The following is a 22400-nucleotide window of genomic DNA, read 5'->3' on the forward strand; positions in this document are numbered from 1 at the left end:
CATGGCACCGGCAGCCTTCTTCCTCCTGCTCGCTGCCGCCCTTTCCCTTGCGATGATGCTTGCATGGCTGTCCGTGCTGGCCGGCTCCAAATCCGGCTGGGTCGATGCGACCTGGTCCTTTCTCCTCGGAGCGGCCGGACTTGTCGCGGCATTGACGCCGCTTTCCGGCTGGGAGGGTGAGTTTGCAAGGCGGCTTGCCGTTGCGGTCGCCGCCGGCGTCTCGTCGTCAAGGCTTGGTTTGCACATCGCCCGCCGCACGCTTGGCGGTGGTGAGGACCCGCGATACGCGAAGCTGCGGGAGGAATGGGGCGCACGCTGGCGCTTTCGCCTGCTCGTCTTCCTTGAGATCCAGGCGGGCGCCGCCTTGCTGCTCGCCGGCACGATTTTTCTCGCGGCCCGCAACCCGGCCCCAGGTCTACAGTGGACCGACGTCGGCGGCTTCCTCATCCTATCGGTCGCGATCGTTGGCGAGGGGATTGCGGACGCGCAACTGGCGCGGTTCCGCAGCGATCCCGCACACAAGGATCAGGTTTGCGATGTCGGCTTGTGGGGCTTCTCGCGCCATCCGAACTATTTCTTCCAGTGGCTTGGCTGGACCGGTTACGCGGTGATCGCCATCGGCCCCGTGGGTGGGTGGCCCTTGGGCTGGGCGGCGCTTGCCGGGCCTGTCTTCATGTACTGGCTGCTTGTCCACGTTTCCGGCATTCCGCCGCTGGAAGCGCATATGTGGCGCACACGCGGCCCGGCCTTTGCCGCCTATGTAGAGCGCGTCAACGCGTTTTGGCCGGGGCCGCAAACCAAGGAGGTATCGCGTTGAAACTTGCCGTCGCCGCCATTGCCGCCGCCGAACGACTGCCGCTCCCCGACCGCGCCCTTCGCTTCGGCATCGAACGCCTTGTCAGTCGAACCCGTCGCCGATTGCAAGACAGGTTTTCGACCGACCCGGATTTCGCAGCGGCCATGGCGGGATGGCCGATCGCCGTCCATACGGCGACAGCCAATGCGCAGCACTACGAACTACCGCCCGAATTCTTCGCGCTTACCCTCGGAGCCCGCAAGAAATACTCCTGCTGCCTCTACGACACGCCAAACACCAAGCTTGCCGACGCCGAGATAGCGGCACTGGAGCAGACGTGCCTCCATGCCGAACTCGCCGACGGGCAGGACGTGCTGGAGCTTGGATGCGGTTGGGGCTCTCTGTCTCTCTTCATGGCCGAGCGCTATCCGTTGTCGCGCATCCTCTCAGTGTCGAACTCCGTGTCGCAACGCCTTCATATCGAGGCGGAAATCCGGCGCCGCGGGCTTGAAAACCTCGCAGTCGTCACCGCCGATGTGGGTACCCTTGCGTCGGCCCAGCATTTCGACCGGATCGTCTCGGTCGAAATGTTCGAGCACATGTCGAACTGGAAGGACCTTTTGGCACGGGCACGCGCCTGGATGAAGCCGGATGGGAAGCTGTTTGTGCATGTTTTCTCCCATCGGAATTGCGCCTACCGCTTCGACCATACCGACAAGGAGGACTGGATCGCCCAGCATTTCTTCACCGGCGGCGTCATGCCGAGCCATGGTCTGATGCGGGAATTCGGCGAGAGTTTCACCGTCGAAAGGGAATGGCGCTGGAACGGCAAGCACTATGCCCGCACCGCGCTCGATTGGTTGCGAAACATGGATAGCAAGCGTGAAGAGGTCCGGGCGATCTTTGAGACGACCTACGGTCGCGACGCATCGCTTTGGCTGCGGCGCTGGCGGTTGTTCTTCCTGGCTACGGCGGGACTGTTCGGCCATGCAGACGGGATGGAGTGGGGCGTCAGTCACTATCTGCTCCGTCCGGCTGAACGGAGATGACCGCGGTCCTCAGAAACGTTGTTGCAACAGCGCGGCGCTATGCCGATCATCCGGATCCGCGCGTCGCTTGCGCAAACACCATCGCGCTGCTCGTCGCGTCCAACCAGCCGTTCTATCCGCTCTACGTCCTGTGGGCGGTGAGGCAGGATATCACGCCGGTCTGGTTCACTTTTTTCTCCACGCCGTTCTTTCTCGCGGTACCGGCGCTCTCACGTCGCAGCGGTGTCGCGGGGCGGGTCTTGCTGCCACTTACGGGCATCGCAAATACAGTTCTCAGCGCCTGGCTGTTTGGCGTAGCCTCGGCCGTGGAAATCTTCCTGATTCCTTGCTCGGTTATCGCGCTTCTCCTGTTTCGCCCCTCCGAGCGCGCCGTCGCCTTTACCTTGGCGGGGTTGGCTCTTGTAGCGTTCCTGTTCCTCCACGAGGTCTATGGAGCGCCGATGATCGACTATACGGCACAAGAATATGCGGCGCTTGCACGGCTGAACGCGATCAGTGCTGCGATGCTGACGGGGTTTGTCGCGCTTGTTTTTTCGAACCGCCTCGCCGAGGCCGAACGATCAGCCGAAGCGGTTGGCGACCAGAAATCCGGTTGACGCGCCGACCGCCGTCACGAAGGCGCCCCAGGGAATGTCAGCGAGCGTTACCGCCAGCGGCCAATCGCGCAGGGTCGCCTGGTTCGTCAGATCGTAAGTGGAATAGGCGACAATCCCGAGCACTGCACCGTTGAGGGCCGCCTTTCCCATTCCGCCGCCCTGAAGCGCCGGCAGGACCGCGAAGAAGACGATACCCGCCACATAGATGAGATAGAAAAGAATGGCAGGCGCGAGCTTGAACGCCGGTTCGAGCCTGTCGCCCAGCAAAGGTCGGTAAAGCGTGTCGGCCATGGTCGTCAGCCAAATGGCATCAACGACAAGGAACGCGATGCCGACGGCAAAATAGGCGATCACTGCGGTCTTCATGCCGAAACTCCGGTGGGATCTTTCGGCTTTTACGCCTTCTCCGCCTTTTCGGATCACCTCAGAGTGAACCATTCGCCTCTCTGTCGCGTATGAAAGAGATGGAGGATACGCGATGAAAATCCCTCTTCTGACAGCCCTTGCCTTCTCGACACTCGCCGCATCTGCGGCCGCCCAGCAACCGGCCGATCCAAGCGGTGTCTGGATGCGCGACGACGGCAATGCCCGCGTACGCATCGCGCCATGCGGCACGAACATCTGCGCCACCAACCTTTGGATAGGCGATACGAGCAAAGGCGAGGAGGCCGGTGATCGTCTCGTGATGTCGCTCACGCAGAAAACGGCCGATACGCTCGCCGGAACGGCCTACGATCCCAAACGCAACAGGACCTACTCGATAACCGTGGTCGTCTTGGACAAATCACTGGTGACGCGCGGATGCATTCTCGGCGGCATCCTTTGCCGGGACGTGCATTGGGCGCCCGCACAGTGACCGCCGCAGGCAGGCTCAAATGACCCATCAGAGGATTTCTTGCATGACGGAAAACGGGCCGCCTTCCGAAGCGGCAGGAACCCTCTACTGCGGAAAGGTCATGCATCAGCGGCTGAGCCCCTTCGGCCACCGCTTCAGCTATTCCGTCTTCTCCCTGCTCGTCGACATCGATCGACTGGAAGAGCTCGGCCGCATGACGACCCTGCTCTCCGTCGACCGGCCCGGCGTCCTGTCCTTTCACACGCGGGATCACGTCGAGCAGGAGAGAGAAACCGTGCGGGCGTTCGCCGATCGCCTGTTGGCCAAGGCGGGGATTGCAACGCCGGCAGAGCGCATCTTGCTCCTCGCGTTCCCGCGGATGTTTGGCTACGCGTTCAATCCGCTTTCCACCTATTTCGCCTATGACGCGCAAGGAAAGCTGATTGCCATCGTCTATGCTGTGCGCAACACCTTCGGCGAACGGCACAGCTATGTCGCCCCGGTGTTGCCCGGCGAAGAGAGCGCGGCCGGCATTCGCCAGAGCCGCACGAAGATCTTCCATGTTTCACCCTTCATGGACATGGGCCTGCGCTACCATTTCCGGGTATTGCCTCCGGGAAAAACCGTGCGGCTGCGCATCCACGAGACCGCGGGAAACACGCCTGTTCTGGCCGCAACGTTCAATGGCAACGCGGCTTGCGTCTCCGACGCCAATCTCGTTCGCGCTCTCGTACGCTTTCCCTTCATGACGCTGAAGGTCATTGCCGGTATCCATTGGGAAGCGCTCAAGCTGTGGCTGAAGGGTGCCCGTTTCCGTCGCAGTCCACCGCCGCCAGCATCCGCGAGCTTTGGTGATCAGACCGGGAGCCCATGAAGTGGCGCAGACCGGAGGCTGGCGACATCGTTTTCAATCCGCAACGGCTTGCAACGGATCGAAGAAACCTCCGCTCACCACCAGCGCAATGGCGCCGCCGGGCCAGCCCCTCCGACGCGCTTGGGTGAGCCGTCATCGCGCCAGAGCCTATGCTTGCTGTCGCATACGAATTCGTTCCGCTCGGTCACCCATCAAGACGCCGCGGATCGTCGCCGCGCCCCCTAAGTTGACTGAACTCCGCCACGCGCTCCAAAAAGGGGCCTCTTCTGATAACGAAGAGGCTCCAGTTGGACTACATGCTGCCGCAACAGGGGTCGTCGCCTGCCGCAATCGCACGATTTCAGGTTACAATGGCGCCAAATGAGCGCAACTCGCCCGATAGAAGTGTATCTAGCTGATTGGAATTACACTTCCCCACGAGCGGCCCCGTTTCGACGATCGGTTAGATTGGCGGGCATGCGTGGATGACCGCCCCTCAGATACGAAGCAGACCGCCATTTCTTTATCCTTGGACGGGGCTTGTGCCTCCGCGCCGGCGTTAAAGGCTGATTGAGGCCGTCCAGCAATCCTCCACCGAGGCGAATGGACCTGTGCTACTCTCCTCGTTCAGAAAGCAATGCGTCGAGCTGCTCCATCTGCTCCGGCAATGCGGTCGCCGAGCCCTGTAAAGCTTCCTCGAGCGCTTCCTTCGAAGGATAGATCTCGTGGAATGTCAGCAGCGTTTTCTCGCCCTGACCCTTAAAGGTTACGGTTGTGACCGCACCTTCTTCGCCCTCATCGTTGGTCCAGACGATGCGCTCGTTCGGCACCACCTCGAGATACTTGCCGTAGAAGGCCATGGTGCCCGAACCGCCGGCGCCGAATTCCAGTCGATATTTGCCGCCGGTACGCACGTCCATTTCGCACGAGACGAGCAAGATGCCGGGTGCCGACTTCGGCACCCACCAGCGCTGGAACAATTCAGGCTGGCTCCATGCCCTGAAAACCGTGCTCGGTGACGCATCAAATGTCCGCGTTACGACGAGTTCACGGTCCCCTTTGCGCTCGACCGACGTACGGTTCTGCGCGCCAGCTGCGTCGTTAACTTGCTCATTCATCGCCTACCTCCCGTTTCAGTTCGTCGATGATTTCGTCCAGTGCCTCGAAGCGAGCCTCAAAGAGCTTGCGGTGCGCCTCGATCCACTCGGCCTCCGCCTGAAGACCGTCCTTCCCAAGCTTGCAGGTTCTCACCCGCCCGACCTTTTGCGTGACGACGAGGCCGGCCCGCTCGAGAACCTGGACGTGCTTCTTCATGCCGGTCAGCGTCATGTGGAACTGGTCCGCGAGACTGGTGATCGACGCCTCCCCTCGCCCAAGCTGATCGATGATCCCGCGGCGGGTCGCGTCGGATAGCGCCGCGAACGAAAGATCGAGAGGGGAACCTATATACTGAACCATTCAGTTCAGTTTTAGCCTACCGACGCGCGAAGCGCAAGCGTCTCGGAGCGCGTCCGCGTGTTTGACGCTTCCGCCCGATAAGGGGCGCCACAGCAGGCGCGAAATCTTGCGCTGGCTTGCCTCGTAGGGCCGAGACTGGGCCGAATGCCCGACGACGTGCACTAAACGACGCTTCCAACGATCATCGCACTCAATGCGGAAACCGCTTCATCTGCCAGTGTCTGCACCGTTCGGGCTTCGCCTGCCATCGCTTCGGCTGCGCCCAAGATACCGACACAGCGCAGGCTAAGCTGCTCATCTGTGAGGCTGGAGTGAACGCGCAGCGCTCCGCACATGATTTGCACGTATTCATCGATCATGGCTCGTTGTTGCGCCGCCATCTCGTCGGTGCCTTTGAGTGCCGCCGAGATGGCTGGTGCCTCGGCACCGACATCGGCGAGACAGTTGAAATATGCGCGGCTCATCACGTCGGCCAACGCCTGCAAATCCCCGGGAGCCGCGGCAAGAGCCTGTCGCAGTTTTTCAGCGTAATTGTCTTCGAGGCGCTGGAACAGGGCCAGCAACAAACCCGGCCGCGTGGCAAAATGCTCATAGGTGACGGGACGGCTGACGCCGGCGCGCGCAGCCAGTGTCGCAAGGGTCAGTTCGTCCGCACCCCTGTCCCGGACGATCTCCATCGCCAAATCGATCAACTGCTCACGCCGCTGATCCTTGGGCATCTTTGCCATTCTCGCCCCACATGTTTTCTACATTTTGTAAGTTACATTTTGTAGGAACTAAAATCAAGGAAGGAATGCGTGATGAGCGATGTCAGCGTAGTGGGGCTCGGAGAAATGGGCAGCGCGTTGGCGCGGGCCCTGGTCGGTGCCGGCAAGGGCGTAACGATCTGGAACCGCAACATGTCGAAGGCTCCTCCGCTGGTTGCACTCGGCGCGACGGCTGCCGACACAGTCGCCGAGGCATTAGAAGCCAGTCCGGTGACCGTGATCTGCCTCTCGGATTATGCGGCAACACTGTCGCTCCTCGACGAACCCGTAGCCCGGGAAGCGCTCGAGGGAAAATTGGTGATCCAGCTCAGCTCCGGCACACCTGACCATGCCCGCTCGTTCGATGGCTGGATCAGAGATCACGGCGCGCGTTATGTCGACGGCGCCATCGCTGCCTGGCCACGCCAGATCGGCGGTCCGGAGGCCGCAATCACAGTCGCCGGTTCCGAGAAAGCGTTTGCCGCCGCTGAGCCCTTGCTCAGGACACTGGCCGGCAACATCAACTATGCAGGTACGAACATTGGCCACCCGGCGACGCTGGCCAATGCGGGCCTCGCGTACTTTGCCGGACACTGGCTCGGCTTTGCCCACGGTGCCGCTGTATGCGAAGCAGAAGGCATCGATCCGGCCGTGTTTGGCGACATGATGGCTGAGATCGCGCCAATGTTTGCTGACGACATGCTGAGGATGGGCAAGGCCATGACCGAAAACCGCTTCGACAGCGCCGAGGCTACCATCAAGACGATTTCCGCCGACCTCCGCTGGCTCGCCGAATATGCCGAGCGTACCGGGATCAGCAACGCGTTTCCACGGCTGGCGACCGACATCTTTCAGCAGGCCCAGGATGCCGGCGCGGGCGCCCAACAGCATGGCGCAGTGATCAAGGTCATCCGGCCCACATGCAATAGCCACCGCGACGCGTAGCGAATGCGAGCTAGCCGGTGGCCAATCGAGACATGAGGGCGAGTGATCAGGGCCTCCTCCCCTTACCTGCCCGGCTGCGTCCGCGACTGGCAATGTCTATGATGCCATCCTGTGATGCGCCCCGTCACAGTTGACGGCTCGCGATCAGGGCGCATCGACCGAAAGCTCCTAAAGGCGGCGACCTGCCACTTGTTCTCCAGCCTTTGCCGAAATAATCTTCGTTGGTGGGAGTGGCCTTCGCGTGAACACCAATGTTGTGATCGTCGGCGCCGGGCCCGCGGGCCTCGCGGTCGGCGCCTGCCTGACACGGGCGGGTCTCGATTTCATTATCCTTGAGAAGGCGCGCGAGATCGCGCCGGCCTGGCGACGTCATTATCGGCGCCTCCACCTGCATACGGTCAAGGCGTTCTCCTCGTTGCCGCACATGCCATTCCCGGAGAACTATCCGCGCTACGTGCCGCGCGAAAAGATGGTCGAGTATCTCGACGCCTACGCCGCGCGTTTCGAGCTCCGGCCGCACTTCGGCGAGACGGTCAATTCCATCCGCCGCGAGAACGGTAACTATCTGGTCGAGACCGGCACGAAAACCGTGTCCGCTCGCCACGTCGTCATCGCCAGCGGCAACAATGCCGAGCCCATAGTTCCCAATCTGCCCGAAATGGGGACCTTCGCCGGCAGCCTGTTGCATAGCGCTGACTATGCCGATGCCACCCCCTTCATTGGCCAATCGGTACTGGTGATCGGCATGGGCAACACCGGCGCCGAGATTGCGCTCGACCTTGCCGAGCTCGGCGCCCGGCCGACCCTGTCGGTACGCAACGGCGTCCACATTGTGCCGCGACAGCTCTTCGGCGTACCGATCCAGATGGTTGCAATGGCCACCCGGTTGCTGCCGCGAGCGGTGAACGACGCGTTTTTCCCGATCATTCTCGACTTTGCGCTGGGAAAGCCTGAAGAATTCGGCATCATCAGGCCCAAGCATGGCATCCTTGAGCAGGTCGCTGCCGGACACATCCCGGTCATCGATGTCGGCACTGTTGCAGCGATCAAGTCCGGCAGCATCAAGGTGGCACCTGCCATCACGCGTTTCACCGAGCGCGGCGCCATCTTTGTTTCTGGCAGACAGGCAGAGTTCGACAGCGTCATCCTTGCCACCGGCTACCGGCCAAGTTTCGAGAAATTTCTGCCTGCGAACCTTCACCCCGGAAAAAGCGGCGTCACGCGGCAGTCCGCCGAACTCGGCCTCTATCTCGTCGGCTTCCACAATCCAGTCACCGGCCTGCTCCGGGAAATCGGCCGAGAAGCGGCCGCGGTGACCGCCGACATCGAGCGGCGAAGCCGCGTACGGTAACTGCTGCGAATGTATGCGATGGTGGAACATGTGCGCAAATGAGGCGGGCCACCCGGCTGGCCTAGCCGCGCCCAAGACCAGCGCTCGCGTGGCATCATCCATCGACTCCGAAGTCGAAAGGACACGCGCGCCAATCGATTTTGGAAACGCCGACGAAATTGTCGATGCCGGCAAAGCGACGTTCAGCGTGTTTGACGGCGGCCATCTCGCCGGTATGTCGGATCCAGTTGCTTCGGCTCGCTCGCCGGTCCCTCTGTTTTCTCAAATCCAAACACGCTGCGGCCGCCCCATTCGGGCGAACGGTGAAACTCTCCCGCAACGATTTCCTTAAGGTCCGGGCCAGTGGCGTATCTCTCGAGCTGCCGTGCCTGGTCGTCCAAACGCCTCAGAGCCTCCAGCTCCTCGCCAAGTCCCAGCCGCGCCTTCGTCACTGCCGATCGCATGACCGCAATCGTGTGGTCATAGACCTTGAGCGGCACGGGAAACGGATGGCGATCCTTGCCGCCATGGGCAAGCGAAAACCGCGCCGGGTCGGCGAAACGGCAAGGGGCGCCGTGGACGACCTCCGCCACCATCGCGAGCGCGTTGACCGTGCGGGCACCGACGCCCGGAACCATCAGCAGCTGCTCGAAATCTTCGGGACCGCGATCGGCGGCCGCAGAAAGTGTCGCATGCAGCCGTCGCATGTTGACGTTTTCCTCCCGCACATCGTGGTGCGCCGGCATCACGAGATGTGGGAGCAAAGGCTGATCAACCTTTGTCGACCTTCCCTTTGGATCCAGAGCAACGACTTCCCGGACAATTCGGTCCGGCCCAAGCGACGCCAAAAGGTCAAGCTGCCCATTGCGCGAGGCGGCGGCCCGCTTGTCTGCGAGATTGACGATTTCCCCCTGCCCTTTTCCTTCGATCGCGGCATGGGGAGAGTCGACGAAACTCGAAACGCCCTCGGAGAACCAGTGATAGCGCCGGGCCTGGCGTTTATCGCCGTTCATGCCCTGCTGCACCACCACCCATTTGCCGTCATCGGCAACGATGAAGCCGTGCAGGTAGAGATCGAAGCCATCCTGGACAGCCGCACTGTCGACTTTTGCAACAAGCCGGCTGGTGGCAGCAAGCCCGGCACCATCGAAGCCGACGCGGTTGCCGATGGCAATCAGTTCGTCAGGCGTCTGCCGCGAATGCCGCCCGCGGCCACCGCAGACGCTTATCCCGAGATCCCTGGAACGAGAAGCCAGGCCACGCTTGAGAGCGCCGATCACGCTGGTCGTGATGCCGGAAGAGTGCCAATCCATGCCTATGACGCAGCCGAAGGACTGGAACCAGAAAGGATGGGCCAGCCGGCGCAGAAACTCGTCACGGCCATATTCGATGACGATGGCTTCGGCGATGATCGTCCCGAGCTTCGTCATGCGGTCTCCGAGCCAAGGAGGAACCCTGCCGCCATGAAGAGGGAGATCTGCACTTCCAGCTCGCTGAACCATTTGTGTCTTATAGGCCGCTTACAGGCGTTGCGACAGAGTAAAGTTCTGTGAATGTTCCAGCCGGCGGAAATCAGAACACGAATGCCCCTGAACGCAGCACTTCGAACTGGCGGTAGCGAGAACAAACGCTGAGACCTTATCGGGCGTGACGCTCCAGGAGATTCCCCTGGAGCGTCACCCGTTTGCCTCAAGCTACCTGGATTTGCCAGCAGATCACGCGACCATCATCGGCATCAATGCGCTCCCCCGTACGCAGGAAGCCATTGCTTTCAAGTACGCGCTGAGAGGCCACGTTTTCCGTGCCCGTTTCTGCCGAGACGTGCGTGACCCGCGGATCATGCAACGCCCATTCAAGCAACTGGCGCACACCCTTGGTCGCAAAACCGCGGCCTTGGCAACTTGGCGCGACCCCGTAACCGACATGGAGATCGCCTTCGGGCGAAACCCGTATCACAGAGCAAAGACCAACGATCTCGCCATCATGCACGATCCACCAGGCCGACGGGGCAAAACTTCGCCTTGTTTCGAAAGCGAGGTTGCGCAGCATTTCCATCACCTCTGGCGGAGCGATCACAGTATCTGCGGCAAGGTACAGGCCTTCGCGCACGACGCCTCCAGGCATCGCGATGAAATCATCATCAATTGCTTCGATGAGCATTTTTCGGCTTTCTGATCTGTCAGGTGTCCAAAGCCGAACAGTGAGCGCGTTTAACTATGCCGAACCGACGACATCAACGCACGCACCGCTGCGGCCAACGATTTTGGGAACAACTCGACGGCAATCATAGGCCTTCTCTCCTGCGGTTGAACGCGACGCTACTCGATCCCAGTCGAAACGACAACGCGTTGCTGCCCCTCGCCGGTCGCGACTTTCCGAAAGGCATACGCAGCCCGGCAACGAGGCGATGCAGATCTCAGTTGTTGAGGTTTGTCAGCGGTATGCGAAGCGCCAGACAAAGTCCGTCGGCCCGCCAATTTCGCACCAGCGATCCGTTCAGCCCTAGAACGGCCGCTTTCTCCAGCGTCGTGCCAAATCCCGTCCTTTCGGAACTCTCGGACAACGGATGTGAGCCGTGTTCACTCCACTTGACGTGAAGTTCCTCGTCGATGGTCGAAACGTCGATGGTCAGTTGCCCCGTGGGGACGGAAAGGGCGCCATATTTGACAGCGTTGGTGGTCAGCTCGTGCAGAAGGAGCGCAAGGGACGTCAGTGCCTTGTCGCCGAGCGGAGCGTCCGATCCCGATATCATGACGCGAGAGCCGTGAGCGTGGTCGTGTGGTGCGACGATTGCCTTCAACAGGGCTACAACCGTCGTCGCAATCTCTGCACGATTGTCCTCCCGAACAAGCTCGGGCAGTGTAAGCTCGTGAGCGCGAGACAGCGCGTGCAGCCGCGACCGTAGATCAGCCTCGAGATCGGAGACGGTTTCGGCTTGCCTGGCACTGACCGAGATCAACCCGGCGGTGAGGCTGAACAGGTTCTTGATCCGGTGATTGATTTCCCGCAGCAGAATATCCTTGTGCTCCGCTGCCTGTTTGAGCGCCTGCGCCTGGGCAGCGAGTTCATCTCGTTGGGCGGCAAGTTGCTGCCGCTGCCGGTAGAGTTCGAAGAACACGTTGACTTTGCTGGCCAGGACGTCCGGTTCAATCGGCTTTTGAATGAAGTCCACCGCGCCAGCTTCGTAGCCGCGAAATCGGCGTTGGCCGTCTGCGATACCGGCCGTCACGAAAATGATGGGAATGTGCCGCGTGCGTTCGTTGCCGCGCATCAGCTCGGCAAGTTCGAAACCGTCGAGACCCGGCATCTGAACATCGACGAGCGCGAGCGCTACGTCTTGTCGAAGCAGGATCTCAAGCGCCTGATCACCGGACCGCGCTTTCATGAGGAGGCGATCGTCGCGGCGAAGCAGTGCCTCCAGCGACAGGAGGTTTTCCTCGAGGTCATCGACCAGTAGAAACGGGACGGGCTCCATAATTATTCTCAGACCTCTTTCAAGTATTCGGCAATGGCATCGAGCGTCAGGATAAGAGCGCTCGGGCAAGACTGGATTGCGGCTTCCGGCATGGCGCGAGCGTGAGCGCCTTCAGGGTTTTGCACGATCGCCGTCCCGCCTGCTTCATAGACTGCCGCCAGGCCATCCGCCCCATCACGATTGGCACCGGTCAGGACAATCGCGACGAGAGCCGGCCCGAATGCATCGGCAGCACTTTCGAAAAGTATGTCGATCGACGGGCGGGAAAAGAGGACAGGCTCATCCGAAGAGAGGGACAGGTTGCCGTCCGTTTCCACGAGCAGATGATAGTCCGGCGGCGCAAAATAGATCGTGCCGGCCTCGAGCGACTGCTTGTCCTCGGCCTCTTCGACAGGCAACAGGCACTTTGCACGGAACAGGTCGACCATAAGGCTCGGTCTGTCCGATGGAATGTGAACGACCACGATCACGGGCAGCGCGAAGCTGCGCGGCAGCGCCGGCAGGATGGCCGAAAGCGCTTCGACGGCCCCGGCCGAAGCGCCAATGATCACCGCTTGGGCTCTTGCGGGCGTCATTCGGCACGCCTTTGGTAGATTTTCTCCTCACGCACGAAATCCGTGAACGCATCGGCATGAAGCGAAAATCGCAGGTTCTCTTTGGCGCCGAGCCCAAGGAAACCTTTGCGGGCGAGCGAGTCCTTGAAAAGACCCACGGCTCGGTCCTGGAGCGCGCGGTCGAAGTAGATCATGACGTTGCGGCACGATATGAGGTGCATTTCTGCAAAAACAGCGTCGGTCACCAGGCTGTGGTCCGAAAACACGACGTTGCGGCGCAAGGTCTTATCGAACAGCGCCTTGCCGTACGCCGCCTGATAATAGTCCGACAACGATGACTTTCCGCCGGATTTTCGATGGTTCTCGGTGAAAAGCTGTATCCTATCGAGCGCATAGACGCCCGCCTCGGCCGCCTCCAGCGCTTCATGACTGATGTCAGTGGCATAAAAGATCGTTCGATCTTCGAGGCCTTCTTCCCGAAACAGGATAACCAGCGAGTAAAGCTCCTCGCCGCTGCTGCAGCCAGCAATCCACACCTTCAAGGAAGGGTAGGTCTTCAAATGGGGAACGACCTTTTCCCGGATCGCCTGGAAGTAACTGGGGTCACGAAACATCTCGCTTACCTGAACCGTCAGAAAGCGCAGCAATTGCGGCAGCATTGCCTGATCGTGCAGAAGTGCCTCCTGCATCGCCGAGAAAGTTTCGAACCCCAGTTGTTCGCGGGCCTTCTTCAGCCGTCGCTTGATCGACGCCAACGCATAGTTGCGAAAGTCGTAGTGGTATTTGAGAAACAGCGCTTCCAGCAGCAGCCGGATTTCGATGTCTTCCACCTTTTCAACCGCGGCGGCTTCGGTCATTTGGGCATCCATACGCGCACCAGCGACAGCAGTCTGTCGACGTCCAGCGGCTTGGCCATGTAATCATTCGCGCCAGCTTCGATGCAGCGCTCCTGATCGTCCGGCATCGCCTTGGCTGTCAGCGCAATGATCGGCAACTTCCTCCAAGCCGGGTTCCTTCGAATCTCGGCGGTTGCGACCAACCCATCCATAACGGGCATCATGACGTCCATCAACACGAGTTCGATGGGGCGCCCTGGGTCAGATGACGCTTTTTCGAGGGCGTCCAGCGCCTCGCGCCCGTTGCGCGCGATCTCGACGATCGCGCCGCGCGGTTCAAGAATGTTGGTCAGCGCGTAGACGTTTCGGATATCGTCTTCCACCACGAGGATGCGACGGCCCTCCAGCAGCGCATCGCGGTTTCGCGCCTTGCGGATCATCTTTTGCTGCTCGTCCGGCAGTTCCGATATCACCTGATGCAGGAACAGGCTCACTTCATCGAGCAGCCGCTCGGGGGATTTCGCCCCCTTGATGATGATTGACTTCGAGTATCGCCTCAACTTCTGTTCATCATCCGCCGAGAGTTCGCGTCCGGTGTAAACGATGACAGGCGGGAAGGCATAGGCGCTCTGCGAACTCAACGTCTCCAGCAACGAATAGCCGGACGCGTCAGGCAACGACAGGTCAAGCACCATGCAGTCGAAAGTCTGGTGCTTCAGGAGGTCAAGGCATTCGGCGGCGGTGCTGGCGGTCACCGTCTCGACGTCCTGGGTGCCAATCAGTTTTGCCACCGCTTCGCGCTGAACCGGATCGTCCTCGACGACCAGGACGCGATGCATCTGTTTCGTAAACCGCGCCTCGAGTTTCTGCAGAACTTTCAGCAGTTCCTCTCGATTGACGGGCTTGATGGCATAGCCGGCGGCCCCGAGAGAGTAGGCACTCTCGGCATGATCGCTGCCCGACACGACATGGATGGGGATATGACGGGTCAAGACATCATGCTTCAACCGGTCAAGCACGGCCAGGCCCGATTGGTCCGGCAGCCCGATATCGAGCACGATGGCGCTTGGCATGAACTCCTTGGCAAGTGAGAGTGCCTCTTCGGCCGTTGCAGCAACAATTGCCTGGAACCCCATTTCCCTCGACAGGTCGCGAACGATAGCAGCAAAAGTGTCGTCATCTTCGATGACCAGCAACACACGTCTGGTATCGCTCAGAACGTCGCGGTCGTCATCGATCCGGCGGATCGGCACTGGCGTTGCTGCAGGCACCTTTGAGGCGGTGCCCACCGTCGGGAGCGAAAGCGTGCGTGGTTCAAGAGGCGTTTGCTTGGCTGGCTCGTATCGCTCAGCGATCGAGAAGGCGAAGATGCTACCCTTGCCCACCTGGCTATCAAGCGTGATCGCTCCTCCCAACAGCCGCGCCAATTGCCGAGATATGGAAAGGCCGAGGCCGGTGCCGCCATACTTGCGACTGATCGTGCCATCGGCCTGATGAAACGCGTCAAAGATCGCATTCTGGTGTTCCTGCGCAATCCCGATCCCGGTGTCGCTGACGCGGAAGCTGATCTTGCCGTCGCCCGCAGGCCCGATCGACAAGGTGACCTTGCCTGCCTCGGTGAACTTGATCGCGTTTGAAATCAAATTCTTGAGGATCTGTTCGAGCCGCAACGGATCGGTTTCGATGCTGACGGGGCATTCCTCAGCAAGTTCAACGGAGAACCCGAGTTTCTTCTCGGTCGCCAACGGCAGAAACACCTGGCGCAGGTTGCCGGCTAATCGCTCGAGCGACACGGTTTCCGGCCGGATTTCCACATGCCCGGCCTCGATCTTGGAGAGATCGAGAATATCGTTGATCAGGTTCAAGAGATCATTGCCCGAGGATTGGATCGTCTTGGCGAACTTCACCTGCTCCTGGGTCAGGTTTTCGTCTGGATTGTCCGCAAGCAGCTTGGCCAATATCAAAGAAGAGTTGAGTGGCGTGCGCAACTCATGGGACATATTGGCAAGGAAGTCGGATTTGTATCGGCTTGCCTGCTCTAGTTCCTTCGCCTTGGCCGATATCGATACGTTCGCGCGCTCCAGCTCGTCGCGCTGAACCTCAAGCCGCTGGGCTTGTGTTTCCAGCTGAGCATTGTTCTGCTCAAGTTCAATCTGCTGCTGCTCAAGGTGCGCCTGAGATTCCTTCAGCGCCCGCCCCTGTTCCTCGAGCTCCTCGTTGGAAACGCGCAGCTCCTCGCTTTGCGTCTGCAGTTCCTCGGACTGCCGTTGCGTTTCCTCCAGCAGATTGTGGAGCTGGCCGCGATAGGCCGCTGACTTCACGGCAATCGCGATTGCCTCCGACGCGCGATCAAGAAGGGTGACGATGGTCTCGTCGATCGGCGCAAGAAAGCCGAGCTCGATCACCGAATTTACTGAACCGTCGACCTTTCCCGTCTGGATCGCGAGATGGCGTGGTTTGTCCATCCCAAGCCCAGAACCGAAGGCCAGGTAACCATCCGGGACATCGTCGACCACGATTGAGCCCCCTTCCGCAACCGCTTGACCCAGGAGACCTTCGCGGGGCCGAACCGTCATCGGCAGGTTCGCCTCGGGCGGAACGCCACGGACACAAGCCCGCCGGAACGAACCATCACCGCGAGTAAAGAGCGCTCCGGCAATGGCGCCGGCATACGGCGCCAGGAAGTCGAGAATACTGTTGCCCAGCTGCTCGATCGACTGATCACCCATCATCGCCGATGCCAACCCAACCTGACCGGCCTGAAGCCACTCATCCCTGCGCCGGGCGATCGTGGCCTTGCGAATGAGGAGGGCGATTGCTGCGGTCAAGGCAATTCCGAGAAGAGCAGAAAGCAGAGTGCTGAGGCGCGCCGTCTTCTGCGCGCTTTCCATTTCAGCCAGCCGATCAAGGCGCACTTCCAGCTCTGCGCCCGATATTGCCGCGACTTGCGCGCGCACGGCATCCATTTCGATCTTACCGCGATCGGAATTCACCATCGCGATCGCTGCGTCCAGACCTTTGGCCCGTCTGACGTCAATGGTTTCGCCAAGTTCTGCAAGTTTGGCGTCCACATGTTGCCGGAGGGCGACGAGCCGCTGGCTCTGACCCGGATTGGCGGCCGTCAACTGGCCGATCTGATCGAGCTTCGGCCGGATGGCGCGAACTGCGGCGTTGTAGGGAGCAAGATAGCCGCCGCTATTCGTCAACAAAAAGCCACGCTGTCCCGTCTCGGCATCCTGAACAAGCGACAGCAGTTCGTCGAGAGAGACAATGGCCACGTGCGTTTGCACGATCCTCTCGTTGCCTCGCTGCAGCGCCTCCAGGTTGAGATAGGCAACGACGCTACTTGCGACAAAAAAGATGAGGGTGCCTGCCAGGCCGAGGGCCACGCCCGGTTCCAGGCCCAAAAGCGCGCGGAATGAGCGCGAACTCAAGCTCGGTCTTCTGGTTGCGGTCGCGGACATTCAGACTCCGGGGAAAAAGCAATTGCTGAGGGGAACAGCGGCCGTTTGCGGACGTTGCATTGCTGATTGAAAGACCATCCGTGCAGTGGCGGTTCCTGCCGAAGCCCGAATCCAACCAGTCCATACGGGTTCGCACCGCTTCTATATTGCAATATCAGGACTGCCCACCGATGCGTACAAACTTTTGAAACAAAAGGCCGTTTGTTCACCCATCTGCCCAGAAACCTCCCCCTTGAAACCGCGCAATGCGGGACTTGCGAGCTCTAACTATGGCTCCCTCATTCTTTTTCCATCTCCGGGCCACCACGTTATTGTCCGCAGGCGTCACATGTCACATTTTGGTGACACCTCACGGCTGTCACCGCAGCGGCTTCACAAAGAAACGCGTGGCACCTCCAGGAAGCGTTCCGCGGGCCCGACCAATCGCCAGCGGGCAAATCCATCTCCGTGGGCGGACTCTACCTTTGCGTTTAGGGCTTGCGGTACGGTCCTCTTCAGCACGACCGCGCCAAACCCTGAGTGCGGCAACTGGTAGTCGCGACCTTTCGAGCCAAGGTGCTCATCCCAAATCATTGAGAAGGCAAGGCCCGCTGGAGACGTTGCCAGCGCCCAGGTGATCGAAATCGTGCCGTCGCCGATCCGCAACACGCCACCCTTTGATGAGTGCAAGGCCAACTCGTGGATCGCCATCCCAAGATTTTCGATTGCAGCCGGCGCAAGTGCTATCCCTGGGCCAGAGATCCGACAGAACGCTTCGGCATGAAACGCCGCGATCTGCTTTTCGACCAGGCCTCTCAGATCCGTTGCTTGCCAATCCGCCGATGCGATCAGGTCGTGGGATGCCGAAAGGGCCCAGATGCGGTTCTCAAGGTCCTTCTGGAAGACCGCAGGTTCCGTGTCTTCGCTCCTGCTTTGCCTGATCATCGAAAGAATGATGGCATAGTGGTTCTTGACTCGGTGATTGACCTCCCGCAGGAGCAGGCGAATTCGCCTTTCGCGGTCCTTTGCCGCCGTGATGTCACGGGCAACCTTGGAGGCTCCGATGATGCGGCCTTTGGCGTTGCGGATCGGGGAGATCGTCAGCGAAACGGTTATGTAGCTGCCGTCCTTGCGTTGCCTGACGGTCTCGAACGGTTCAATCCGCTCACCCTTGCGCAGGCGCTGCAGCAACTCTCTCTCTTCACCGTGAAGATGAGAGGGGATGATCGTCAGGATTGATTGCCCGACCATTTCCTCGGCCGGATAACCGAACATGCGCTCAGCAGCGCCGTTCCAGGTTCGCACAGTACCATCGAGATCCTTGCTGACGATGGCGTCGAAGGACGACTCCACAATGGCTGCAAGCCTCGCCCGCAAGATATCTTCACTCCCCTCCTTGTCGAAAGAACCCAAGGGCATCGCTTACTGCTCCAACTTCACGAACATTCCCTTTTCAAAGGGCTACCAACCCGGTGGAAAGACGTGGACGTTGTTATTGTTCCAATGCCCAGTGCGGACGGCTCGGCTCGATCGCGGTGCAGTTGATCGATGCACGCAGGGAACCGCCGGTATCCGGGGGTGCATGAGCAAGCCGGCGCATCAGGAACTTGGCGCTGGCTCTCGACGTTACCTCTGCCAACAGGAAATGCTGCAGCGTTCTTGCGAGGCCGACAGCAGCCTTGAGAGGGAAAGATGACAAAGGGCAGGACGCGGGCCGATTTTGACCATGGCCGCTTCGCGAAAGGCCTGGCACGGGGCTTTGCCGGCGCGCTGCTTTTTGCGCTGCCCATGTTCCTGACGATGGAAATGTGGGAACTCGGGCTCTACATCGACCGCGGCCGGCTGCTGGTCCTGCTTCTGGCCAACATTCCGCTGCTCGTCCTCCTTGCGCGTCGGATCGGCTTTGAAAATGTATCGACGTGGGGCGAAGCGCTGCGAGACGCGAGCATTGCATACTGCCTTGGTGTCGGGGCGAGTGCCTTTGTTCTTTTCATCATTGGCGTTCTAAAGATCGGCCAGGCACTGCCGGAAGTGCTTGGAATGATCACTATCCAGGCGGTCCCGGCCAGCATCGGCGCCTTGCTTGGCCGCAGCGAACTGGGGACACGAACCGAAGGCAGCGAGGACGAGAAGGATCCGATCGGCGAAACCCGGGGGGATGGCTACGGCGGCGAACTTTTCATGATGGTCGTCGGGGCTCTGTTTCTCGGTCTCAACGTCGCCCCAACCGAAGAAATGATCCTGATATCCTTCAAGATGTCACTGTGGCACGCCATTGCCGCAATATTGGCGTCGATCCTGCTGATGCATGGCTTCGTCTACGCCTTGTCCTTCATAGGCGGCCATGAACTCGATGAGACCACGCCGGGCTGGCATGCGCTTATCCGCTTCACAATGCCGGGCTACGTCATCGCGTTTGCGATCAGCCTCTATTGCCTGTGGACGTTTCATCGGCTCGACGGCCTTGAGCAAACCCAGGCGATTGTCGCCACGACGGTTCTCGCCTTCCCGAGCGCAATCGGCGCGGCGGCCGCGCGGCTCATCCTCTAGGTGATGTGATGGCGAAGTCCCCCAAACCAGGCTCCGTTGAAAATCGCAAGGCGCATTGGATCGAATGGGCGACCGGTGCGGTGTCCGCGATCCTGGTCATGACGCTTGTTGGCTGGATCGCATATCAGGCAGCAACACAGGATGACAGCCCTCCGGATCTCTCGGTGACCATCGTCAACAGCGCGGGGCGTGCTGGCAGATATCTGGTCATGTTCGATGTGAACAATGCAGCCGACCGAACGGCGGCCGCCGTCGTCGTGCGCGGCGAAATCACGGATCAAAACACCATCATAGAGACCGTCGAAACCACACTCGACTATGTGCCGGCGCGATCGACGGCGCGAGGCGGGCTGATCTTTCGCAACGACCCGGCGGGCAGGTCCCGTCTTTTCGCAACCGGCTTCAGCGAACCATAGCGATCGGAGCGCGTCGGCTTGGCATCAAGGAACCTGTTTGTGCCGTGGCAGTTAGAACCTGGAATCAGCCAATGGGAGCAAGGCAATGACTTTGACGCTAAACGACATCTCAGATCAGCTGAAAAACATCGACTTCGGGATGCTGTCGACAAAAAAGGCGGACGGAACGATCGCCAGCCGTCCTATGAGCAACAACGGCGACGTGGAGTATGCGGGCGACACATGGTTCTTCTGCGACGCGCAATCGCGCAAGATCACGGAAATCATGTCCGACCCGAACGTTGGACTGACGTACACCGCTCGCCCGAGCCTGCTCGGCAAGCCCGGCATTTTCATTGCCATCGAAGGTCGCGCATCGCTCGTGGACGACAAGACGACATTCACCGAGCATTGGATATCCGAACTTGAGAGGTGGTTTCCACAGGGCGTCGACACGCCAGGCCTTTTGATGATCAAGGTTCACGCCTCGAAAATCAGCTATTGGGACGGCGAAGAGGCGGGCAACATCGATGTCCGGCCAGATGGCCCTTAGGCAGATCGATCGCCGGGTGCGAAATCGATACCCGCGCCACAACGACCACGACCCGGCAATGCCGGCCCCGCGCGCCTGAGCAATCAGCCGATCGATAAAGTCCAACTTCACGACGACCGGCGACAACAGGACGAACGGAGCGCGCTTGCCCATGGTCCTAGGAGGGCGTTGGAAGCGAGATCCACCGGAACCCAAGGACCAATTGCCGCGTCGACGATGTGAAACAAGTGCGCCGGGCTTTTTGCAATTTCTTCAAATGGATCACTGCTTGCGTAGGCGGAAATAAAGCTGTCTTGCCAGTTGGCAGGTAGAGGCCCATATCTCACGTCCACTCGCGCCGCCCAAGGCGTCGATAAAGGCCATCGTGGCGGCGCGCATCGTCCAGAGGCGCCCATCTGGCAGACGTTCTTCCATCGATCGGGCAAAACAGCTGCGCGCGCATTAAACGCCGAAAACGCGTGGAAGTTCCTTGAAAAAACTTCGTTTTTCGGCGCCCCGAAGAGGGAACAGATCGGCTCGTTCTGCCGTTCAATCGCCGTGAAGGCCGGTGTCGTATCGGCCCATGGAGAAGATCACAATGCTGAAACCGATTGTTACTCTCGCCCTCGTCGCGGCGTTCGCCAGCCCGGTCCTCGCACAGCAGAAGGTCGTCTGCGACGAAGCCTCGATCGCCAAGGCTGAACAACAGGTCGCACAGATTTCCGACGGGGCTAAGAAGATCGAGTCCACGAAGGAATTGACCATGGCGAGGGATGCCATGATGGCGAACGACATGGAGAAGTGCACGTCGCATCTCGACAATGCCATCAAGGGCATGGACGCCATGTAGCATTCCGATCGGACGGGTTCTCACTGCGCCAAGGCGCAGTGGTCCCGCCGACCGCCAGTCGAAATGAATTCGGGCGCAATCGGTTTTGCCCCTCGGACCTTAAGTCCCCGCAAATCGAGACGCCTTGGCCGGGAAGGCCACGAACAAGGAACCAGATCATGAAAAAATTGCTGCTCGCCGCGGTCTTCCTCGGCGCATCGACGGTTGGCGCGTTCGCGCAGACTGCAACGCCTCCCGCCACCGCGAATGGCGATACGCCTGCGGTTGCCACGCCCGACACGACCAACCCGACGGCTCCCGTCGCCGGCGCCAACAGCTTTACCGAAGCGCAGGCAAAGGAACGGCTCACAAAGGCCGGCTACAGCGATGTGACGGAGCTCAAGCTCGACGACAAGGGCGTCTGGCGCGCGACCGCATCGAAGGACGGCAAGTCCGTGCAACTCGCCCTCGACTACCAGGGCAACATTGTAGCCAACTAATTCCAAAAGCGAGGAAATCCCAATGAAAACCGTTAGTGGACTTTTTGACGACTATGCCGACGCCCGCGCCGCTGTGTCGGCGCTTGAAGATCGCGGCATTCCCTCCGACGACATCAGCATTGTTTCCAACAACGTCGGCGATCGCTATGGCAGCGAAAAAGACAGCAATGCTGCCGAAGGCGCCGGCACGGGCGCCGGTGTCGGCGCTGCGGTCGGGGGCATTGGTGGCCTGTTGACCGGTCTCGGGGTCATGGCCATTCCGGGTGTCGGGCCGGTGGTCGCAGCTGGTTGGCTTGCCGCGACGGCAGCCGGTGCGGCCGCCGGCGCGGTTGCCGGTGGTGCCGCCGGCGGCATCATCGGTGCGATGACGGATTCGGGCGTTTCGGAAGAACACGCCCATGTCTATGCCGAGGGCGTACGCCGCGGTGGCGCCGTCGTCACGGCACGGGTCGACGACGCGCTCCAGGCGGATGCGGAAGCGATCCTGCGGCGCGGTAGCTGGGTCGACCCGGTGCAGCGCCGAGCGTCCTATGCCGAACAAGGCTGGCGCCGCTTTGACCCGACGCTCGCCCCCTACACGGCCGACGAGGTCGAAGAAGAACGCCGCCGCTACAGGCTCTGACGCCTTTTTCTGGATATCTTCTCGGTGTGTTAAACTCCTCCGTTGCCAGCATGGTC

General features: G+C 60.5%; 25 protein-coding genes. 13 read left to right on the forward strand and 12 right to left on the reverse strand.

From position 1 onward, the window contains the following. Nucleotide 1 precedes the first annotated feature (1 nt). Genes OKW20_RS21515 through OKW20_RS21525 form a run of 3 tightly spaced genes read left to right on the forward strand, consistent with a single transcriptional unit; the run spans nucleotide 2 to nucleotide 2441 of the window. Nucleotides 2–817, forward strand: coding sequence for a DUF1295 domain-containing protein (locus OKW20_RS21515; RefSeq protein ID WP_429175094.1), 816 nt, complete (start codon nucleotides 2–4; stop codon nucleotides 815–817). After that, nucleotides 814–1845 (forward strand): SAM-dependent methyltransferase, encoded by a 1032-nt coding sequence (locus tag OKW20_RS21520; RefSeq protein WP_429175097.1) that lies wholly within the window; start codon nucleotides 814–816, stop codon nucleotides 1843–1845. Before OKW20_RS21515 ends, OKW20_RS21520 begins: the two co-directional genes overlap by 4 nt. Continuing rightward, nucleotides 1842–2441 carry a hypothetical protein gene (locus OKW20_RS21525; protein WP_429175100.1) on the forward strand — a complete coding sequence of 200 codons (600 nt, stop codon included), beginning with the start codon at nucleotides 1842–1844 and terminating at the stop codon, nucleotides 2439–2441. Before OKW20_RS21520 ends, OKW20_RS21525 begins: the two co-directional genes overlap by 4 nt. On the opposite strand, the gene OKW20_RS21530 is transcribed toward OKW20_RS21525, so the two are convergent. Further along, the gene (locus tag OKW20_RS21530) at nucleotides 2406–2807 is read right to left on the reverse strand and encodes a DUF2177 family protein (RefSeq protein ID WP_429175102.1); all 402 of its coding nucleotides are present in this window, start codon (nucleotides 2805–2807) and stop codon (nucleotides 2406–2408) included. The two genes, OKW20_RS21525 and OKW20_RS21530, sit on opposite strands and share 36 nt — an antisense overlap. A gap of 112 nt (nucleotides 2808–2919) precedes the next feature. Here OKW20_RS21530 and OKW20_RS21535 point away from each other — a divergent pair, with 112 nt between their 5' ends. Both OKW20_RS21535 and OKW20_RS21540 read left to right on the forward strand, forming a co-directional pair. Beyond that, the gene (locus OKW20_RS21535) at nucleotides 2920–3297 is read left to right on the forward strand and encodes a DUF2147 domain-containing protein (protein WP_043621610.1); all 378 of its coding nucleotides are present in this window, start codon (nucleotides 2920–2922) and stop codon (nucleotides 3295–3297) included. Between the two features lie 43 nt (nucleotides 3298–3340). Next, nucleotides 3341–4150 (forward strand): DUF1365 domain-containing protein, encoded by an 810-nt coding sequence (locus OKW20_RS21540; protein ID WP_429175106.1) that lies wholly within the window; start codon nucleotides 3341–3343, stop codon nucleotides 4148–4150. A gap of 593 nt (nucleotides 4151–4743) precedes the next feature. Here OKW20_RS21540 and OKW20_RS21545 read toward each other — a convergent pair. From OKW20_RS21545 to OKW20_RS21555, 3 genes are all read right to left on the reverse strand, one after another. Further along, a complete protein-coding gene (locus OKW20_RS21545; RefSeq protein WP_429175108.1) occupies nucleotides 4744–5247 on the reverse strand; it encodes an SRPBCC family protein in 504 nt (167 codons plus the stop codon). Further along, entirely contained in the window at nucleotides 5240–5587 is a 348-nt protein-coding gene (locus OKW20_RS21550; RefSeq protein WP_192449000.1) for an ArsR/SmtB family transcription factor, read from the reverse strand. Before OKW20_RS21550 ends, OKW20_RS21545 begins: the two co-directional genes overlap by 8 nt. Before the next feature lie 161 nt (nucleotides 5588–5748). Further along, a complete protein-coding gene (locus OKW20_RS21555) occupies nucleotides 5749–6306 on the reverse strand; it encodes a TetR/AcrR family transcriptional regulator (RefSeq protein ID WP_429175112.1) in 558 nt (185 codons plus the stop codon). A gap of 81 nt (nucleotides 6307–6387) precedes the next feature. Here OKW20_RS21555 and OKW20_RS21560 point away from each other — a divergent pair, with 81 nt between their 5' ends. Next, nucleotides 6388–7278 (forward strand): NAD(P)-dependent oxidoreductase, encoded by an 891-nt coding sequence (locus OKW20_RS21560; protein ID WP_429175115.1) that lies wholly within the window; start codon nucleotides 6388–6390, stop codon nucleotides 7276–7278. A 241-nt stretch (nucleotides 7279–7519) separates the two neighbouring features. Continuing rightward, nucleotides 7520–8629 carry a flavin-containing monooxygenase gene (locus OKW20_RS21565; RefSeq protein WP_429175118.1) on the forward strand — a complete coding sequence of 370 codons (1110 nt, stop codon included), beginning with the start codon at nucleotides 7520–7522 and terminating at the stop codon, nucleotides 8627–8629. Between the two features lie 182 nt (nucleotides 8630–8811). Here OKW20_RS21565 and OKW20_RS21570 read toward each other — a convergent pair whose 3' ends face one another. From OKW20_RS21570 to OKW20_RS21600, 7 genes are all read right to left on the reverse strand, one after another. Beyond that, nucleotides 8812–10110: a DUF763 domain-containing protein gene (locus OKW20_RS21570; protein ID WP_429175121.1), complete on the reverse strand. Its 1299-nt coding sequence runs from the start codon at nucleotides 10108–10110 to the stop codon at nucleotides 8812–8814. 187 nt (nucleotides 10111–10297) lie between these two features. Further along, nucleotides 10298–10768, reverse strand: coding sequence for a GNAT family N-acetyltransferase (locus OKW20_RS21575; RefSeq protein ID WP_429175124.1), 471 nt, complete (start codon nucleotides 10766–10768; stop codon nucleotides 10298–10300). A gap of 256 nt (nucleotides 10769–11024) precedes the next feature. Then, complete coding sequence (locus tag OKW20_RS21580) at nucleotides 11025–12083, reverse strand: response regulator (RefSeq protein WP_429175127.1); 1059 nt, start codon at nucleotides 12081–12083, stop codon at nucleotides 11025–11027. 8 nt (nucleotides 12084–12091) lie between these two features. Then, a complete protein-coding gene (locus OKW20_RS21585; protein ID WP_429175130.1) occupies nucleotides 12092–12658 on the reverse strand; it encodes a chemotaxis protein CheB in 567 nt (188 codons plus the stop codon). Next, nucleotides 12655–13494, reverse strand: a complete 840-nt coding sequence (locus OKW20_RS21590; protein WP_043621593.1) for a CheR family methyltransferase — start codon at nucleotides 13492–13494, stop codon at nucleotides 12655–12657. Before OKW20_RS21590 ends, OKW20_RS21585 begins: the two co-directional genes overlap by 4 nt. After that, nucleotides 13491–16937 carry a response regulator gene (locus tag OKW20_RS21595; protein ID WP_429175134.1) on the reverse strand — a complete coding sequence of 1149 codons (3447 nt, stop codon included), beginning with the start codon at nucleotides 16935–16937 and terminating at the stop codon, nucleotides 13491–13493. The genes OKW20_RS21590 and OKW20_RS21595 overlap by 4 nt, the downstream gene beginning before the upstream one ends. A gap of 372 nt (nucleotides 16938–17309) precedes the next feature. After that, nucleotides 17310–18335, reverse strand: coding sequence for a PAS domain S-box protein (locus tag OKW20_RS21600; protein ID WP_429175136.1), 1026 nt, complete (start codon nucleotides 18333–18335; stop codon nucleotides 17310–17312). Nucleotides 18336–18608: 273 nt separating this feature from the next. Between OKW20_RS21600 and OKW20_RS21605 the strand changes: the two genes are divergently transcribed. The 3 genes from OKW20_RS21605 (at nucleotide 18609) to OKW20_RS21615 (ending at nucleotide 20414) form a co-directional block, all read left to right on the forward strand. Then, entirely contained in the window at nucleotides 18609–19466 is an 858-nt protein-coding gene (locus tag OKW20_RS21605; protein WP_429175138.1) for a TIGR02587 family membrane protein, read from the forward strand. Nucleotides 19467–19474: 8 nt separating this feature from the next. Then, nucleotides 19475–19882 (forward strand): TIGR02588 family protein, encoded by a 408-nt coding sequence (locus tag OKW20_RS21610; protein WP_429175140.1) that lies wholly within the window; start codon nucleotides 19475–19477, stop codon nucleotides 19880–19882. Between the two features lie 85 nt (nucleotides 19883–19967). After that, nucleotides 19968–20414, forward strand: a complete 447-nt coding sequence (locus OKW20_RS21615; RefSeq protein WP_429175143.1) for a pyridoxamine 5'-phosphate oxidase family protein — start codon at nucleotides 19968–19970, stop codon at nucleotides 20412–20414. Between the two features lie 107 nt (nucleotides 20415–20521). Here OKW20_RS21615 and OKW20_RS21620 read toward each other — a convergent pair whose 3' ends face one another. Then, on the reverse strand, nucleotides 20522–20809 hold the full coding sequence (locus OKW20_RS21620) for a putative zinc-binding metallopeptidase (RefSeq protein WP_429175146.1): 288 nt from the start codon (nucleotides 20807–20809) through the stop codon (nucleotides 20522–20524). A 182-nt stretch (nucleotides 20810–20991) separates the two neighbouring features. On the opposite strand from OKW20_RS21620, the gene OKW20_RS21625 reads away from it, so the two are divergent. The 3 genes from OKW20_RS21625 to OKW20_RS21635 all read left to right on the forward strand — a co-directional run bounded on the left by OKW20_RS21625 (nucleotide 20992) and on the right by OKW20_RS21635 (nucleotide 22344). Next, entirely contained in the window at nucleotides 20992–21243 is a 252-nt protein-coding gene (locus OKW20_RS21625) for a hypothetical protein (protein WP_043621874.1), read from the forward strand. 158 nt (nucleotides 21244–21401) lie between these two features. Beyond that, nucleotides 21402–21722 (forward strand): PepSY domain-containing protein, encoded by a 321-nt coding sequence (locus OKW20_RS21630; RefSeq protein WP_429175148.1) that lies wholly within the window; start codon nucleotides 21402–21404, stop codon nucleotides 21720–21722. 22 nt (nucleotides 21723–21744) lie between these two features. Next, nucleotides 21745–22344: a general stress protein gene (locus OKW20_RS21635; RefSeq protein WP_043621578.1), complete on the forward strand. Its 600-nt coding sequence runs from the start codon at nucleotides 21745–21747 to the stop codon at nucleotides 22342–22344. The last annotated feature ends 56 nt before the right edge of the window (nucleotides 22345–22400 follow it).

The sequence above is a fragment of the Ensifer sp. LBL genome (genome assembly GCF_050435225.1).
Lineage (GTDB): Bacteria > Pseudomonadota > Alphaproteobacteria > Rhizobiales > Rhizobiaceae > Ensifer.